Genomic DNA, 16,210 nt, shown 5'->3' with positions numbered 1-16,210 from the left:
ACCGGTCGCACTAGAATCCCCCCGGTGACCACCGGCGCCCTGATCAGCATCCTCGTGGCGTGGCTCCTCGCCATCGCCTCACCCGGCCCCGACCTCGTGCAGCTGCTGCGCGTCGGTGCCGTCCGCCGCAACGGTGTGGCCTGTGCCCTCGGCATCATGAGCGGCAACCTGTTGTGGATCCTCGCGTCCATGCTGGGCCTGTCCGCCCTCGTGGACGCGGTCCCCGGCGTCCTCACCGCTCTGTTTCTCGTGGGCGGCTGTTTCCTCGCGTGGATGGGACAGGGCGCGCTGCGCGGCGGCCTCGCCGCCCGGAGGAAGGACGCCGCCCGCGCGGCGGCCTCGCCGCCCGGAGGAAGGACGCCGCCCTGTCGGACGCGGCGTCCTCCCTGCTCTCCACGACGATGACCACCGGCCGGGCGTGGCGGCTGGGCGTGGCGACGAACCTGTCGAACCCGAAGGCCCTGGTTTTCTTCGGCGCGGTCTTCGCCGGGTTCGTGCCGCCGGAGACCTCCTGGGCCGCGCGTGGGGTGGTGCTGGCGATGATGCTGGTCACCGGCGTGGCCTGGTTCATGTTCGTCGCCTACCTGGTGAGTGTGCCCGCCCTGTCGCGGCGTCTGCAGGCCGCCGGTGCGTGGATCGACATCGTCGCCGGTGCGGTGTTCCTCGGCATCGCTGCGGTGCTTCTCGTCGAGGGGGTGTCCCGGCTGGTCTGACCGGTGCCGGCCTGCACCTGTCACAGTGCCGGTCACGGTGCGGTCACGGTATGCGCCGTCAGTTAGTTAACCGGGGGTGCCGGTCGTAGGATGGTCGCCATGCACATTCAGGACGTCCCTGTCCGTGGTGAGGACATCCGTCTCGGCCAGTTCATCAAGCTCGCGAATCTCGTGGAGACCGGTGGCACCGCCAAGGAGGTCATCGCTGCAGGACAGGTGACGGTCAACGGTGAGGTCGACACCCGCCGTGGCCGTCACCTCCACGTCGGTGACGTGGTGGGCCTCCTGGATTCCGATGACGCCGGGCACCCTGGTGCGGCACCTGCAGTCGCCGTACGTGTCGCGGCGTCAGTCACCGGCGACGGTTCCGGCAGCGGAGACGACTACTTCGACGAAGCCACCGCCGACGACGACTTCGACCCCGAAAAGTGGAGGAACCTCTGATGCCCGCTCTTGTCGCCGAACCCGGCATGCCGATCTGGATAGACCTGGCGACCACGGACCTGGAGACCGCGAAGAACTTCTACGCCGAGGTCCTCGGCTGGGAGTACGACGACCCGTGCGGCGGCTACACCGTCGCGAAGAAGCAGGGGATGCCCGTCGCCGGTCTCGGCGAAGTTCCCGACGACAAGTCCTCCCTGTGGGGGATGCTGCTGTTCACCCCGGACATCGACCGCGCCCACGAGGAAGCGGTCAGGGCCGGTGCGGTGTCCGTCCTCTCCCCGCGTGACGTCGGAAAGCGTGGCCGCATGGCGGTGCTCGTCGACCCGTCCGGGGCCACGGTCGGACTGAAGCAGCCCAGGAGTGACGAGCCGTTCTTCGCCGCCGGCGAACCCGGCACCCCGGTGTGGCACGAGCTCCTGGTGGGCGGCCAGTTCGACGAGACGACGGCTTTCTACCACGAGCTCGCGGGGTGGGACATCCGGGTCCACACCGACAACGACCGTTTCAGGTACGCCACGGGTGAGCATGACGGCGCTCCACTGGTGGGCATGTGGGACACCTCGGCCCTCGACGAGAATCCGTCGATGTGGACCCTCTACCTCGGGTGCGCCGACGTCGATGCCGCGGCGAAGAAGGTGGAACGTGCCGGGGGACGGGTTGTCCGCCAGCCCTGGAACTCGGAGCTCGGCCGACTGGTCACCGTCGTCGATCCGACGGGCGCGTTACTGAACCTGTGTGAGATTCCGGAGCCTGAACCGGAGAAACTGGAGGACTGGCACGAGCCAGACATCCTCGACCCGGAGAACATGCCGAAAGAGCTGAAGGACGCCATGGACGCCGCCCGTGCCGCAGGTGAGGCCGCCGCGGAGCGGAGCGGTCACCGGAAATCCGGGCACTGACCGGAAACGGGAGCGGGGCTAGCCTGCGGGGCTGTACGCGGACCCGTTGACGTGACCGGCGAGGTTCGTGATGTAGTCCTGTGCGCCGAATTCGTTGAGGACCCGGAGCACCCCCTGCAGGGTCACGGTTCCGTTGCCGTCGCCGAGGACGGTGGAGACCAGTTCGCTGATCCTGCCCTGGGGCAGGGTGATGTCGGCGTCCCGGGTCTCGGTGCCGGCGTCGGTGATGGTCTGTGAGGTCTGGTAGTCGAACCCTGAGTTCAGGGCGGTCTGGAGCACGACCTCGGGGGAGACTTCCCCGGCGACGAGTCCGAGCAGGTTGACCAGAAGGTCGGTGCTCAGGGGGATGTTGAGGACGGGAAGTCCGAGGACCGCCGCGCTGTGCTGGACGGCGTTGGTGGTCTCTGCCTCGTCGACCGCGGCGTCCTGGATAGGTTTGAGGGCCTCTGTGGCGTCCCCGACCGTCGTCCCGGATTCCGCGGTCCCGGTCAGTGCCTGCAGCTCCTCGTCGGTGCCGTAGTAGGTGTTGAGGTCCACGTCGGTGATGACACCGTCGACCGACCCCGAGCCCGAGTACTGCCAGAATGTGACCTCGTCCCAACCTCCGGGGATCTGGTCGGGCAGGGAGCTGTTGTAGTACGCCAGCCACAGCGGGTACTCGGAGAACTCGGTCGTGTTGCCCATCTGACCGACCCAGAAGGAGTAGTAGGTGTAGATGATCGGGTCGCGGCCGGTCAGGGTCTTGATCTCGTCGATCCACTCACGGACCCAGTTCTGCAGTTCCGTGGGGCCGAGGCCGCCGGTCTCCTCGAGGTCGAGGGTGGGGGGCAGGGACGGGCTGACGCCGGTGGCGAGCTGGGCCGCGTAATACCTGGCCTGGGTACGGGCGTCGATCTCGGGCTTGGCGTAGTGGTAGCTGCCGGGGGTGATGCCGGCGGCGGCGGCCTTGGCCGAGTCCGAGGAGAAGTAGGGGTTGGTGTAGCCGGTTCCCTCGGTTGCCTTGATGAAGGCGAAGGACTGGCCGGAGGCGGCGACGGCGTCCCAGTCGATCGCGGCTCCGCCGGGATGCTGGTGGCTGGCGACGTCGATACCGTCGAGGGCCCACGAGGGGACGGGGAGGACATCCGTGGCGACAAGCGCGGCGACGGCGGCGGCCGATCCCATGAGGACGGTGGCGGTGAGTCGGGCGGGAGTGGTGGTGCGCGCGTGGCGGCGCCAGGGAAGAGAACGCATGAGCATCACCCTACACAGGTTCCCCGTGAGTCACACCAGTAACACCGGAATGGTGGGGTGCATATCACAGCGCCGTCGGTGGATCACAGACCTGTGATTTCCGTCCTGTCCGCCCCGGCGGCGGCGTCACCAGATCGTGACCCGCCTGTCCTCGTCAAGCCACATGCCGTCGCCGGGGGCGACGTCAAAGGCCTCGTAGAATTCCGCGACATTACGCGCGACCACATTGCACCGGAACTCGCCCGGCGAATGCGGGTCGGTCGCGATGTACTGGGCGGCCATCTGTGGCCGGATCGCCGTCTGCCAGATCCTCGCCCACCTCAGGAAGAAACGCTGCAGCACGGTGTACCGGGTGTCCGGGTCGGCATCCGGGATCCCCTCCACCGTCGCGGTCGGTGCGGTGTCCACGGTCAGTCCCTGCCCGGCCAGCCACCTCTTCAGCGCGACGACGGCGATGCCCAGTCCGCCGAGGTCGCCGATGTTCTCACCGAGGGTGAACCGGCCGTTGACCTTGTGCGCGGTCTGGCCGCGGTCGACGAGTCCGGTGGGGACGAGACCGTCGTACTGGGCGACGAGCCTGTCGGTCAGGCTGGTGAACGCCTTCCGGTCCGCGTCACTCCACCAGTCGTTGAGGTTTCCCTGCCCGTCATACCTGGAGCCCTGGTCATCGAAACCGTGCCCGATCTCGTGCCCGATGACCGCCCCGATCGCACCGAAATTCCCGGCCATGTCGGCGTCCGGGTCGAAGAACGGCGGGCGCAGAATCGCCGCAGGGAAGGTGATGTCGTTGCGGACGGGATTGTAGAAGGCGTTCACCGTCTGTGGCGTGGTGAACCACAGGTCAGGATCGGAGGGCCTGCCGAGCTTGGAGACCTCGAACTCGTGGTTGAACCGGGTGACTGTCCGGTAGTTGGCCAGCAGGTCGGCCCCGGCCGGACTGAACTCCACACCGGAGAAGTCCCGCCACACGTCCGGGTAGCCGATCCGGGCGCGGAAGGTCGTGAGCTTCTCCAGAGCCTTCTCCCGGGTCTCCGGGGTCATCCACTGCAGTTCGCTGATTCTCTCCCGGTATGCGGCGAGGAGATGGTCGACGAGCTCCTCCATCTGCTTCTTGTGTGCCGGCGGGAAGTGCCTCTCCACGAACACCCTGCCCACTTCTTCACCGATGGTGCCGTTGACCAGGGACAGGCCCCGCTTCCACCGGTCGCGCTGCTCGGTGGCCCCGGAGAGGGTGCGACCGTAGAAGTCGAAGGACGCCGCGGAAATCTCCCTCGTCAGCAGACTGGCCCGGGCGGTGACGACCCTCCAGTAGGCCCACAGTTTCCACTCGTCGAGGTCGTGGGACCGGTAACCGTCGCCGCCGGGACCGTCGGGGACCATGGTCGCCACATGCTCCAGGTAGTCGGGCTGGCTGACGATCACCACCGGGGCGTTCTCCGGGGTGATACCCACCCCGCGGAGCCAGTCGGCGAAGGGGAATGCGGTCGGCAGGGCGTCATGGGCGGTGGGATTGTAGGTCTTCTCGGCGTCCCGGCTGGCCACCGTGTCCCAGTGGCCTTTCGCCAGGTCAGTCTCGAAGGCGATGAGTGCGTCTGCGGCATCCGCGGCGGCGTCGGGTCCCGTGCCCGCGAACCTGCCGGGGCGTTGCCGGGACTCGGTCAGTTCGAGGAACCGGGCGACGAACCCCCGGTACTCGGTGCGGGTCTCAGCGTGCTGGTCCTCACGGTAGTAGGCCTCGTCGGGCAGGCCCAGTCCACTCTGGACCAGGTAGGGGACCTCGGTGCCGGGTCCGTCACCGGAACCTCCGGCGTCCTTCTCGGTCCAGAACCCCACGACACCGCCGACTCCGCTGCGGTCCAGGTCCGCCAGGGCGGCGACCAGGGAGTCGAGGTCCTCCGCGTCACGGACAGGGTCGAGGTCGGCGTCCAGTACCCCCAGGCCGGCCTGTTCGATGCCGTTGTCGCCGTCCTCGTCCATGAAGGAGTGGAAGAGCGCCCCGATGCGGGTGTCCGGTGAGGCCTCCTCCACGACGGCTTTCACGTCCAGTTCGGCACGGTCACGCAGGGCGTGGAAGGTGCCGTCGACGGCCCGGTCGGCGGGAATCTCGTGGGAGGAGAGCCAGGGGCCGTTGACGTGCCGGTACAGGTCGTCCGCCGCACGGGGGGTGGGGCGGGGCGCCTCGGTGATGTTGTCGGGGACAGGGGTGGCTACGGGGTCAGTCATGGCCACCACTGTAGGTCAGGTCAGTTCATGTCGAACTTCATCGGCCCGTTGAACCACAGTCCGCTGCGGCTGACGGTCTCGGAGTCCACCTCCGCGGTCTTCGGGGTTTCACCGGTCGATGACGTGAAGACCGTCAGTTTCGACAGCACACCCCAGTCCCGCTGCCAGTCGTCCTGAAGGTACGTCGGCATCTCCTCGGCTCTGGTGGTCATCTGCATCAGTCCGCCGGCACCGCCGCCGTAGTAGCTCTGGACGGGCGAGTGCTCCTTCTTCGCCGTGTGGTCCGGGGAGATCTGGAACTGGGCGATCTCGGCGACGCCGGCACGGTGGTCGAACGGGCGCTGGCAGGGGAACTGCAGCGGGGTACCCCAGTCGATCAGGGCGGGCACGTCGGGGGTGACGATGTCGTTCATGTCCACCAGGGTGGGTACCCGTGGCGGGGTGAAGGCGAGCCACTGGTTCGGGGTGACGTTCCGGTCCTCGGCGACGATCCGGACGACGTCGGCGTCCGCCGGTATCTGGTCCATGGGGACCCGCAGGTTGCGCCACTGGGGGGAGGTCTCGATGTCCATCGGGACGATCTCTCCCATGACCTCGAAGGAGTTCTCCCCGGTGCCGCCGGTGGACCGGCCGTACTCCACGGTGATGTCCTGGCCGTACTTGTAGACGCCGTTGATGTCGTTGTGGGCGACGATGCCTGCCGCTGAGATGACCAGCAGTGGAGCGTCCGCGCGCCGTTCCGGCAGGGTGTACCACGAGGTGGTGGTCCCGGCGACCTCCTGGAGGCCGTCGGTGTAGGAACCGACGACCGGGACCCGGCTGCGGTCGATCCCGAAGGGCAGGGTCGCGTAGGACCCGTTGACGCCCACGGTGGCCTGCAGTCCGCCGGAGGTCCCGTCCCCGTTGGTGGCCTCGTCGGAGCTCCCGAAGGTGCCGCTGGTCGTCGCGGCGGTGGCCGGTGACCCGGTGCCGGAGTCGTCCCCGTCGTCCTCGAGGTCGGCGGGAATGTTGTTGGGGTCGAATCCGCGCGTGGAGCTGTCCACGAGGGAGTCCCTGAGATCCCGGCCGTCAGCGGGGGTGAGGAAGGAACTGTTCGTGTCGGACTCGACACGGACGTCGGAGGCGAGGTTGCAGGTGTCTCCGGTGAGGGCCTCGACATTGCCCTTGCCCACGGTGTACGCCGGCCACTGGGCCAGGAAGCCCTTGCCGAGCGAGGCCAGGTTGAACAGGACGACCACGGAGGTCAGGACGGCGATGGGTGCCGCGGCGACCTTGGTCAGCCGGCGGGCCTCCGCGGAGTTCTCGTCGGCGACCTCGGCCAGTTCCGACGCCGTGGTGGCGTTCGCCTCACGGATGTCGGAGCGGAAACCGACGAGGACGCCGAAGAACATGACCAGCACCGACAGCACCATCATCACCGTGGACGCCTCGATGCCTCCGATCTGGATCGATTTGTCGAACCAGGGGACCCCGAAGCTGGAGATGTACCACCAGCCGTTGGTTCCGGAGAGGCAGAAGGCGAACAGCAGGAGAGTGGCGCCGAGGAAGACGATCCGGTTACGTGCCGACCTCATCGCCAGGGTGGACGCCGCCACCGCTGCGAGTGCGGCGAGTCCGGCGGCGAGTCCGGCGTACACCCCGAAGTGGTGCGTCCACTTCGTGGGCGTGAAGGTCATGAAGAACATGGTGCCGATCACCACGAGGGTGAGGCGGACGGCGGGACCGTTGGCGGTGCCGGGGATCCGGCGGTTGCGCAGCATCGAGGCGATGACCACGCCCAGGCAGAAGATCATCATCAGCACGCTGAACCGGCGGGGGAAGGAGCCGTCGACCGTCTGTTTCAGCAGTTCGGTGTAGCGGACCGGTTCGTCGTACCAGGACAGTGCCGGTCCGACGGCACTGCGCACCCGGATCGCCTCGATGACGGTCCGGAGGGTCTGGTCACCGAAGACGCAGATGAGCACGGCGGTGCCGGCGGCGAGGAACGGTGCGACCTGCGCCAGAACCGCCCCGGCGATGCGCCACCTCGACGCTCCCTTCGGGGCGCCCAGTCCGGGCAGCCGACGTATGACGATCCGTATCAGACCGGACAGGGCGGCCAGCAGGGCGGCGACGGCCATCAGACCGGTGGGACCTGCGGCGAGGGAGAGGGACGCCACAATCACACCGAACGCGGCCGGCAGGAGCCTGCTCGTGGCGATCGCACGTTCCATGCACACCCAGGTCAGCAGTGCTCCGAGGGCGATGACCGGCTCGGGCCGGGTCCCGTTGTTGAATGTCATCCAGAACACGAGGAACACTGCGGCGGCGGTCCAGTGGGCGACCTTCCGACGGTTCAGCGGCGCCCCGAGCCGGGGCAGCACCTCCCGGGACAGCAGCATCCAGACGAGGAAACCGGCGATGAGTTCCGGCAGCCTGATCCAGATCGATGCGCTGGAGACGTGGGTCATCAGCGCCAGCAGGTCGTAGTAGGGCGCCCCGAACGGTGACTCCGGTACGCCGAACCACCGGTAGTAGTTGGCCATGTAGCCGGATTCGACACTGACCCTCGCCATGGTAAGCAGGTAGCCGTCGTCGGAGGTGTTGGCGCCGATGAAGTACCAGACCAGGAGGACGACGCCGACCACGGCGTCCAGCCAGCGGGGACGCCACCAGTTCTCCGGGAGGAAGCGGTGACGCGTCTTCGTCTTCCCGTCGAGACAGTCCATCCGGTGGAGGGCGGCGAGGGAGATGACGGTGAAGATGAGGCCGAGCAGTGCCGCCGTGTACTTCGTGACGGACGGCGAGGAGGTGAACCGGGAGTCGACGGTCACGTCGACCTTGAGGCCGGCGTTGACGGCGTCCTGCGTGTTCTCCGGGGTGTCCGCCATTTCGGTGTAGATACCCGTGAGCATCGGACGCATGTCCTTGATGTCCGCGCCCTCCAGGGCCTCACCGTCGGGGCCGACGAGGGCTGCGCCGTCGGGGTCACCGGGGTCGGTTCCCTCGGCGGGGATCCAGGCGCGGGACTTCGTGAAGTCCGAGTACACCCGCAGCACCGAACCGTCCGGCAGGGAGTTGACCGTGTCCTGGTCGAGGGTGAGCAGCACCGAGTTGCGGTTGACCACGTCCAGCCCGTTCGGGGTGGAGCGGACGAACAGACCGCGCAGGGTCTGGTCCTCGGAGTCCTCCGGGACCGTGGACAGCACCGTGGTCTGGCGGGGGTTGAGGTCACGGACCTCGGACACCGGGAGGGTGATGTCCAGCTTCTCCGGCTGGTACGCCATCAGCGGTGAGGTGACGCTGCGCAGGTCACCACCCTGGGGCCAGGAGTAGCTGGTCTGGTCCTGCTGGACCGGGAGCACCGGCAGCAGGCAGAACATCAGCATGCCGAGCAGACCCGACACGATCGCGGTGAGCTTCAGCCGGGACGGGTTACCCGACGTGGCTGACCGTGAGGGGGACGCGTCGGGGGAAACTTCATCGACTCGTGACATAGGTGGACATGTTACGGCAGGAAGTCAGGGGCGACGAAGCGGACGGAACGGGGTGTCGGCCGCAGTCACCGGGAACGGACCACGACGACGAGGTCCCCGACCTGGGTCAGCTCCCAGGGAGAGGTGGTGGTCCCTGAACCGGAACCGGACCCGGATCCTGAACCGGTCCCCGTGGGGGAGAAGGCGCTGCCGGGGAACTCGACGTCCCGGAAGCGGACGTTCGGTTCATTCGGGAAGATGTCGTCGACCATGTGGAACACGAGGGACCCGTCGACGACGGTGCGGTCACCGTCCCGGGTGAGGGTGCCGTGGAGGAGAAGGGCGTCGGGCGCCTTCCAGCCGTGGTCCTGTTCGGCACGGTCCATGGCCCTGACGAGGGCGTCGGGGTCGGTGATCCGCGACCAGGACTCGATCTCCGCGTTACGGGCGTCGAACATCCCCAGGGGGTTGGCGTAGTGGGCGGTGAGCGCCTGGTAGCCGTGGTACGGGTAGTAGGACATGAAGTTCGGCTCGTCGGTGAGCACCACGTGGGAGCTGCGGTCGTCGCCGAGGGACCGGCGCAGGATCTCGTCGACGGTGCCGAATTCCGCGGACCGGTCCGGGGCCTGGCCGTCGGCCCGCACCCCGTCACCGTCGGTGTCGGTGTACGCGATGTCGAACAGGGCACGGTCCTGGTGGTCGCGGAACTCGGAGGGGACCCGGGCGATCAGGGCGGTGGTGGCCACGCCGAACAGCACCAGGGCCACGGGGACGGTGCGGCGCAGCAGCCCGGGGAAGGATGTCAGACCGGGAAGGTCGCGCAGGCCGGGGCGGGAGAACAGTGACGGCAGGTTGTGCCACAGCTCGGACAGGGCCAGGACGCCGCCCGTGGCCAGGATGAGCACCAGCGGGGACTCCACCCGGAATCCCAGCAGCGTGGTCCCGGCGAGGGGGGCGGTCATGGACAGCAGCATCCACAGGTAGCAGGTGACGACACCCGCGCCGAGGGCGAGGGCTGTCCGCTGCCGCCGGCGGACGACGAGCCACACGAGGCAGATGAGACTGAGTACCCCCAGCAGGCTGACCTCGAAGAACGGGAAGGGAAGCTCCGTCCCCGCCTCAGGAAGGTAGTGCTGGGCCCGTCCGCGGACCACGCCTCCCGGGCCGTCCCCTGCGTCGGAGGTCAGGACCCGGTAGAGGTACGGGGCCCAGCCGACTAGGGCGACCGCCACCGCGGTCACCCCGGTGACGACCAGACGGACCAGCGGGGCGGACGCCGCGGACCTGTCCCCGCTCCTGCCCCTGCTCCTGCCCCTGTCCCCGCTCCGGCCTCGGGCACGCCACGCGGCGGCGAGTGCGATGACGACCACGGACAGTGCACTGACCGCGGTGAACAGGGTGTAGGTGTTGGCGGACACGCCGAGGAAGAGTCCCAGTCCTGCCATGGACAGGCGACTGCCGTGCACCGCCCGGTCCGCGAGCAGGAGAGCGGCGGGCATCCCGAGCGCGACCACGGCGGAATAGGGTTCCTCAGGAGCGGTGGCCAGCAGTACGGCGGTGGACACGAACGCCACGAGTACACCCTGGAGGAGTGATCCGGTGAGTCTCTGCCAGACCGGGACGAGGACGGCCGCCGCCGCGGCGATCGTCGCGAGTGCCCAGGGCTGGTAGGCGGCCCACCCTTCAAGACCGGTGATCCTCGCGAAGAAACCTCCGGTGAGGAACCACAGGCGCGGGTAGAACCCAGGGATGTCGGCGTAGGTCATGTCCCCGTAGCCGGGGGTGTCCGTCATCCTGGTGAGCAGCTGGGTCCGGAACGCCTGGTCCACTCCACTGCCGCCGAGGTAGAGCCTGGTGGAGGCCAGCGGAACGGCGAGGATCGCGACGACCAGTCCGGCGGGGGCGGCCCAGGCGAGGACTTCGCGGAGTGCCGCGGACACCCGTCCCCGGCGGTCTGCGGACCTGCTCGCGGTGCCGTCCCCGGTGCGCAGGACGTGGAGGAGAACCACAGTGGCGGTCACGACCACGACAGTGGTGACGGTGGACAGTCCGCGCAGGACGTTGGATGTGGTGAAGGCGGGGAGGGTGGCGTGGTGGAGCAGGTACCAGGCGCAGAGGGTCAGCAGCGCACCGGTCGCACCTGCCGCCGCCGTCCGGCCGAGGAACGGCAGCAGACCGGACGGCGGGCGGGTGGTGGAGTCTGTCATGCCCGGAATCTTCTCACACCGGGCGTCCGACTCACCGTTTACGGGGGTTGAGCAGGATGCCGCGGATACCGGAGTGGAAGCCGTCCCGCAGCCTCACCCGCTGGTTCTCGGTGAGGGTGAACTCGTGGAGTGTCTCACAGGCGAACTGCACGAGCGGCCTGTCTATGGACGGAGGCAGTCCGCCCCCCGAGAGGATGTGGACGTCCTGCCGCTGGTCGGCGGTGGCTGCGTGCTCGTACCACCAGACCGCGTACTGCTGGCCGACGTCGAAGGGACTCTGTTCCCCGGCGGTCTGCCAGATTTCGGTGGGCAGGGGGATGTACCTGCTGCGGGGACGCCGTCGTGGCGCCATCATCGACGGATTCGGTCGCGCGGGTTCGTCGTCGGAGGATTCCGGTGCGGCACCGGGCGTCAACGGGGCAGGGTCGGCGGGTTCACCGGTACGTTCCCGGGACCCCTGTTCCGGTTCCACCGGAGCCCCGGGGGAAGGGAGGACGCCGGCAGCGAGATCTGCCGGGGTCACGGGGGAGGGGGCGCGCCGGGAAGGAGGGGTCTGTCCGGAGCCCGGCCCGGTGACGGCGTCCCGCCCCCGATCCGTGGCGCCGCTCTCTGTACCGTTCCCGTCGTTTCCGGTGCGGGCTTCTGCCGTTGTTCCCGCTGTTCCCGCTGTTCCTGCTGTTCCCGCGGTGCCCCGGTCGGAGGTCTGCCCGGCCGGAGACGGAGTTCTGGTGCGTCCCTTCCTCAGTCCCGGGATGACCGAGGTTCCGCTGAGATCCTCGACGGGTTCGGCGTCCCCGATGGGCTTGTAGCGGGCCCTGCTCTCCGGGGGAACGTTCTGCGGGGGAACGTCGTCACCGGCCTGCCCGGGCAGGTTGTCCGGTGTCCGGTCCACCCCGAGGTCTACCGTCACGTCGACGACAGTGGTTTCAACCCTGTGCTCCACCGTGTGCCCGGCACCTGCAGACCCTGCCGTGTCTGTGGCGCCGACAGTATCGCCGGTGTCTGTGGTGGTTCCGCGGGTCTCGTGCCCGGGAGAGCACGGTGTCGCCGGGGGCAGGGGCCCCTCGAGGACCTGCAGGCGCATGCAGTCCCGGAAGTCCTCGCGGGGGTCGAGGATCGTCGTCGAGTCGCAGGCGAAGCGGAGGTTGGAGGACATGGAGTCCCATCCGAAGCCGTAGAGGTGCACGCGGACGCCGGCGTCGACCGCCTCCTCGACACCGGGGATCATGTCGGCGTCACCGGACACGAGAATGATGTCGCTGCACATTCCGGTCAGCGCCGCCTTGACCATGTCGGCGACCAGGCGGGTGTCCACCGCCTTCTGGGTCCGCCGGTCGCCCCATTCGATGAGCTGACCTGCCCGCAGCTGGACTCCCGGTTCAGATCTCAGGGCACGTTGGTACCGGTGCGGGCCGGAGTCCGGGATACCGTCGTACCAGTTCTGCCGGTGCACGGGTTGGTCGAGCTGGTTGACCGCCATGCGTTGGATCTCTCTCACCACCTCCGGCAGGTCGATCTCCAACTGCGATCTCGCCCCGGTCTCCCACGAGTTGTAGAAGCTGGCGAGCAGGTAGGAGGTGTCGACGAAGACGAGGGTGCGCTCAAGCATGATGACCGTTCCTTGATAACTGTTATTGGAGTATGTTCACGGTCCAGTGTGCACCAAGGGCTACGGGAGATGCGCACGGCAGCGGCTGCGACGATGGGCCGAGAGCATGCGGGGAAACGGTGGAGGAGCGGTCCTGCGTGCGGAGAAGCGGGCGTGAACAGGGACTTCCCGGACGGGCCTGTGAGGGACGTGGTGTTCGGCGACTGTGGAACGGGGAGGGCCGGGACGACGGGGAGGACGCCGGGGCCGGTGCGCCGGCCCGGATGGAACACCGGCGGGCAGAAGCGTCGGGAGCAGGAGGGAACACCGTTGCGTTCCCGGCGGCGCACGGGGTACCCTCGTCCGGGTCAGCGTGCCGTCCGTTACGGTCGGCGGTCCTCTCCCGAGGGTGGTCACCGCAGCTGAGGAGCGGCACGGTGTGCGCAGTACGAAACGTCGGGAAACAGAGCGTTTACCGGGCGGACATCCATGGTTTGCCTCTGAGGTGCCGGGTGTTGTACAGTATCGCTCACAGCCACTTCGTGCCTCACCTGCTCAAGGGTGAGTGGTTCGTGGTGTGCGGTTGTTGTTTGAGAACTCAATAGTGTGATGAACCAAGTTTTTACAAGTCGCAGATGATGCAGACGGTTCGGATGGTCCCGGCAAGTGGGTGACTGCTTGTTAAATATGGACGGGGGCAGGACGCCCGCCGCAGGCCCCGCGTCCACGGCAGCGCAGGGCGGCAACCGTGACAGGGGACGGCGTTCCCGACCGCCACGTGCCCGGGACCTGGACACGATACAGGTCGGGGACGACGAGATCGACCTCTCCGCCTGCTCCCAGCTCGTCGACGCCTCCCAGACCAGGGCGGTCGCCGCACTCCTCCCGCTCATCGCCGCGGAGCCCGGGCCACTCAGCTCACGGGCCCGGCGCGTACACGACCGGATCACCACCGACGGCTGGGACAGGCTGCCCCGGGTGACCGGGTCGTTGGCCCTGCCGAGGGTCCACGAGATCACCGCCGCGGTCAACCGGTGGCGGGGACTGCGGATACAGCGTCCCGGACTCTCTCAGGCCACCGGGTCAGTGGACAGCCCTGCCCTCCGTGACCCGCAGCAGCACCATCGTCACGATCCCGGCCACCAGAGCCCAGAAAGCCGCGCCGACGCCGAAGAACGTCGTCCCTGACGCCGCCACCAGGAAAGTGACCACGGCCGGAAGGCGGAGGCGGGGGTCAGACCAGGCTCCTTCGACCGCGCCCCCGAAAGCTCCGAGCAGTGCCACCCCCGCCACAGCGGCGAGCAGCCCCTGCGGCGCCGTGGAGGCCAGCACCACGATCGCGGACGCCGAGACCGCGAGCACCAGGTAGGTTCCCCCCGACCAGACGGCGTTACGCCAGCGTCGGTCCTTGTCCACACCCGTCTCCGGTGAGGCGGCCAGGGCGGCGGAGATGGCTGCCAGGTTCACCGGGGATCCCCCGGCAGGGGCGGCGACCAGACTGCCGATCCCCGTGGTCACCAGGGAGTCACGCCAGGGAGTGCGGTAGCCGTAGCTCTTGAGCACCGCCACCCCCGGCAGATTCTGGGACGCCATGGTCACCACGTACAGCGGCAGTGCGATCCCTGCCAACGCCCCCGGACTGAACGACGGGGAGGTGAACTCGAGTGACGGCAGCATCTCCGCGGTGTCCAGCGACACGGAACTGTCGGTGAGGACATGGACAGCGATGACCACCCCGGCGGCGAGGAAGGTCAGTGGTACCGCCCACCGTGGCAGCAGCATGGTACCGACGAGCCACACCACCAGCACCGGGGCGACCGCCACGGGGGAGTCCCCGAGACCGGTCACCGCCTTCATGCACAGCGGCATCAGAACACCGGCGAGCATCGCCTGGGCCAGTGGGGCGGGGATGGAGGACGCCACGCGCCCGAGGGCAGGCCAGAGCCCCGACAGTATGAGCAGGAGGGCGCAGACGATGAAGGCGCCGACAGCGTCTCCGAAGCCGTCGGCGGAGGCACCCGCGGTGCCGAGAATCGCACCACCGGGGGTTGACCAGGCCGTGGTCACCGGGATCCGGTGACGCAGGGCGAGCCACAGGGTGGTGGCTCCGACGACGACGCACAGCACCAGCAGTCCGCTGGCCGCCTGGGCGTCAGAGGCGCCGACGGCGCGGAGGCCGGTGAGGATCACCACGAATGAACTGGTGAACCCGACCAGTGCCGTCACCGTGCCGGCGGAGGCTGAGGCTGCGGCAGATGCGGGGGTTGAACCGGTAGTTGACACAGTTTCCGCATACTAGTCGGACGGACCGTGCCCGGAACAGTGTCACGGACTGCGCCGCCCGGCGGGGTCAGCTGAGATTGTCACCGGACGGGGAGACGAGAATCTTCACGGCCGTCTCATTGCGGTTGATCAGCGTGTCGAATCCTTCGTCGACCAGACCTTCCAGCCCGATCTTTCCGGTGATGAACGGCTTCAGGTCGATCTTCCCGGACTCGACCAGCCGGATCGTCGCCGGATGGGAGTTGACGTAGCCGATGGTGCCGCGCAGGTCGATCTCCTTCATGACCAGTTCATGCATGTTGAAGTCCGACCGGTGGCCCCAGATCGAGACCACGACGATCACCCCGGTGGGGCGTACGGCCGCCATGAGGGTGTCGAGCACCACCTGGACGGAGGTGCACTCGAAGGCGACGTCCGCTCCCCTGCCGTCGGTGAGCTTCTTCACCTCTTCGACGACGTCAACCTCGGCGGGGTTCAGCGCCACCGCGGCGACACCGGAGTCCAGGGCCTTCTGACGGCGCAGCGGGGACAGCTCCGACATGACGACCTTCACACCCATGGCGTTGAGCACTGCGGCGGTGAGCAGTCCGATCGGGCCGGCGCCGCCGATGAGTGCGACCTTGCCCGCCCCGTTGTGCTCGGTGATGCCGGAGCGCTTCACGGCGTGGTAGCCGACGGAGAGCGGCTCGATGAGCGCGGCCTCGTCGAGCGGCAGGGAGGGGTCGATCTTGTGCACCCAGCGACGGCGCACGACAATGTTCTCGGCCAGTCCACCGCCACGGCCGGCGAGCCCGATGAAGTTCATGTCCTCGGACAGGTGGTAGGTGTCGTTGTTCTCGGACGTGTCCACGTCATCACGGATGATGTACGGCTCGACCACCACGTGGTCACCGACCTCCAGGTCGTCGACCCCGTCCCCGACCTCGGAGATGACACCGGAGAACTCGTGTCCCAGGGTGACCGGGGCGGTCTCCCCGGAGATCGGGTGAGGGGTGTCCGCGGTGGGGCAGAAAATCGGACCGTCCAGGTACTCGTGGAGATCGGTGCCGCAGATCCCGCACCATGCGACATCGATGCGCACGGTGCCCGGTTCCAGGGGCTGGGGGTCGATGTCCTCGATACGGATGTCGTGGTTGCCGTAGTAACGGGCTGCCTTCACGGGATT

12 protein-coding genes are annotated in these 16,210 nt (G+C 68.2%); 5 read left to right on the top strand and 7 right to left on the bottom strand.

What is annotated here, in order from left to right:
- Positions 1 to 24 precede the first annotated feature (24 nt).
- From BN3906_RS15020 to BN3906_RS05240, 4 genes are all read left to right on the top strand, one after another.
- Positions 25 to 405 carry a LysE family translocator gene (locus BN3906_RS15020; protein WP_261796846.1) on the top strand — a complete coding sequence of 127 codons (381 nt, stop codon included), beginning with the start codon at positions 25 to 27 and terminating at the stop codon, positions 403 to 405.
- The gene (locus tag BN3906_RS15015) at positions 402 to 713 is read left to right on the top strand and encodes a LysE family transporter (protein ID WP_261796845.1); all 312 of its coding nucleotides are present in this window, start codon (positions 402 to 404) and stop codon (positions 711 to 713) included. Before BN3906_RS15020 ends, BN3906_RS15015 begins: the two co-directional genes overlap by 4 nt.
- Positions 714 to 812: 99 nt before the next feature.
- The gene (locus tag BN3906_RS05245) at positions 813 to 1,157 is read left to right on the top strand and encodes an RNA-binding S4 domain-containing protein (RefSeq protein WP_066586144.1); all 345 of its coding nucleotides are present in this window, start codon (positions 813 to 815) and stop codon (positions 1,155 to 1,157) included.
- Positions 1,157 to 2,056, top strand: coding sequence for a VOC family protein (locus BN3906_RS05240; protein ID WP_066585059.1), 900 nt, complete (start codon positions 1,157 to 1,159; stop codon positions 2,054 to 2,056). Before BN3906_RS05245 ends, BN3906_RS05240 begins: the two co-directional genes overlap by 1 nt.
- A gap of 18 nt (positions 2,057 to 2,074) precedes the next feature.
- Here BN3906_RS05240 and BN3906_RS05235 read toward each other — a convergent pair whose 3' ends face one another.
- The 5 genes from BN3906_RS05235 to BN3906_RS05215 all read right to left on the bottom strand — a co-directional run bounded on the left by BN3906_RS05235 (position 2,075) and on the right by BN3906_RS05215 (position 12,783).
- The gene (locus BN3906_RS05235) at positions 2,075 to 3,289 is read right to left on the bottom strand and encodes a glycoside hydrolase family 25 protein (protein ID WP_078057227.1); all 1,215 of its coding nucleotides are present in this window, start codon (positions 3,287 to 3,289) and stop codon (positions 2,075 to 2,077) included.
- A gap of 126 nt (positions 3,290 to 3,415) precedes the next feature.
- Positions 3,416 to 5,512 (bottom strand): M13 family metallopeptidase, encoded by a 2,097-nt coding sequence (locus BN3906_RS05230; RefSeq protein WP_066585056.1) that lies wholly within the window; start codon positions 5,510 to 5,512, stop codon positions 3,416 to 3,418.
- Positions 5,513 to 5,532: 20 nt separating this feature from the next.
- Positions 5,533 to 8,988 (bottom strand): arabinosyltransferase domain-containing protein, encoded by a 3,456-nt coding sequence (locus tag BN3906_RS05225; RefSeq protein WP_078057140.1) that lies wholly within the window; start codon positions 8,986 to 8,988, stop codon positions 5,533 to 5,535.
- A 65-nt stretch (positions 8,989 to 9,053) separates the two neighbouring features.
- Complete coding sequence (locus BN3906_RS05220) at positions 9,054 to 11,174, bottom strand: arabinofuranosyltransferase (RefSeq protein WP_066585053.1); 2,121 nt, start codon at positions 11,172 to 11,174, stop codon at positions 9,054 to 9,056.
- Between the two features lie 31 nt (positions 11,175 to 11,205).
- Positions 11,206 to 12,783, bottom strand: coding sequence for an NYN domain-containing protein (locus BN3906_RS05215; RefSeq protein WP_066585051.1), 1,578 nt, complete (start codon positions 12,781 to 12,783; stop codon positions 11,206 to 11,208).
- 666 nt (positions 12,784 to 13,449) lie between these two features.
- Here BN3906_RS05215 and BN3906_RS14415 point away from each other — a divergent pair.
- Positions 13,450 to 13,950, top strand: coding sequence for a hypothetical protein (locus BN3906_RS14415; RefSeq protein ID WP_367294248.1), 501 nt, complete (start codon positions 13,450 to 13,452; stop codon positions 13,948 to 13,950).
- On the opposite strand, the gene BN3906_RS05210 is transcribed toward BN3906_RS14415, so the two are convergent.
- Together BN3906_RS05210 and BN3906_RS05205 are read right to left on the bottom strand one after the other, a co-directional pair.
- Positions 13,846 to 15,045: a benzoate/H(+) symporter BenE family transporter gene (locus BN3906_RS05210; RefSeq protein ID WP_066585048.1), complete on the bottom strand. Its 1,200-nt coding sequence runs from the start codon at positions 15,043 to 15,045 to the stop codon at positions 13,846 to 13,848. The genes BN3906_RS14415 and BN3906_RS05210 overlap by 105 nt on opposite strands.
- Before the next feature lie 67 nt (positions 15,046 to 15,112).
- Positions 15,113 to 16,204, bottom strand: coding sequence for a 2,3-butanediol dehydrogenase (locus BN3906_RS05205; protein WP_066585046.1), 1,092 nt, complete (start codon positions 16,202 to 16,204; stop codon positions 15,113 to 15,115).
- Between the last annotated feature and the right edge of the window lie 6 nt (positions 16,205 to 16,210).

This window comes from Corynebacterium provencense, from assembly GCA_900049755.1.
Taxonomy (GTDB): Bacteria; Actinomycetota; Actinomycetes; order Mycobacteriales; family Mycobacteriaceae; genus Corynebacterium; species Corynebacterium neomassiliense.
The sequence above is the reverse complement of the archived record's forward strand: the minus strand, read 5'-3'. Positions and strand labels throughout refer to the sequence as shown.

Bases quoted from the DNA above. Each gene is read 5' to 3' on its own strand.
- BN3906_RS05230 (WP_066585056.1), bottom strand. From the start codon at position 5,512: ATGACTGACCCCGTAGCCACCCCTGTCCCCGACAACATCACCGAGGCG.
- BN3906_RS05245 (WP_066586144.1), top strand. From the start codon at position 813: ATGCACATTCAGGACGTCCCTGTCCGTGGTGAGGACATCCGTCTCGGC.
- BN3906_RS05235 (WP_078057227.1), bottom strand. From the start codon at position 3,289: ATGCGTTCTCTTCCCTGGCGCCGCCACGCGCGCACCACCACTCCCGCC.
- BN3906_RS05220 (WP_066585053.1), bottom strand. From the start codon at position 11,174: ATGACAGACTCCACCACCCGCCCGCCGTCCGGTCTGCTGCCGTTCCTC.
- BN3906_RS05215 (WP_066585051.1), bottom strand. From the start codon at position 12,783: ATGCTTGAGCGCACCCTCGTCTTCGTCGACACCTCCTACCTGCTCGCC.
- BN3906_RS15015 (WP_261796845.1), top strand. From the start codon at position 402: ATGACCACCGGCCGGGCGTGGCGGCTGGGCGTGGCGACGAACCTGTCG.
- BN3906_RS05240 (WP_066585059.1), top strand. From the start codon at position 1,157: ATGCCCGCTCTTGTCGCCGAACCCGGCATGCCGATCTGGATAGACCTG.
- BN3906_RS05225 (WP_078057140.1), bottom strand. From the start codon at position 8,988: ATGTCACGAGTCGATGAAGTTTCCCCCGACGCGTCCCCCTCACGGTCA.
- BN3906_RS14415 (WP_367294248.1), top strand. From the start codon at position 13,450: ATGGACGGGGGCAGGACGCCCGCCGCAGGCCCCGCGTCCACGGCAGCG.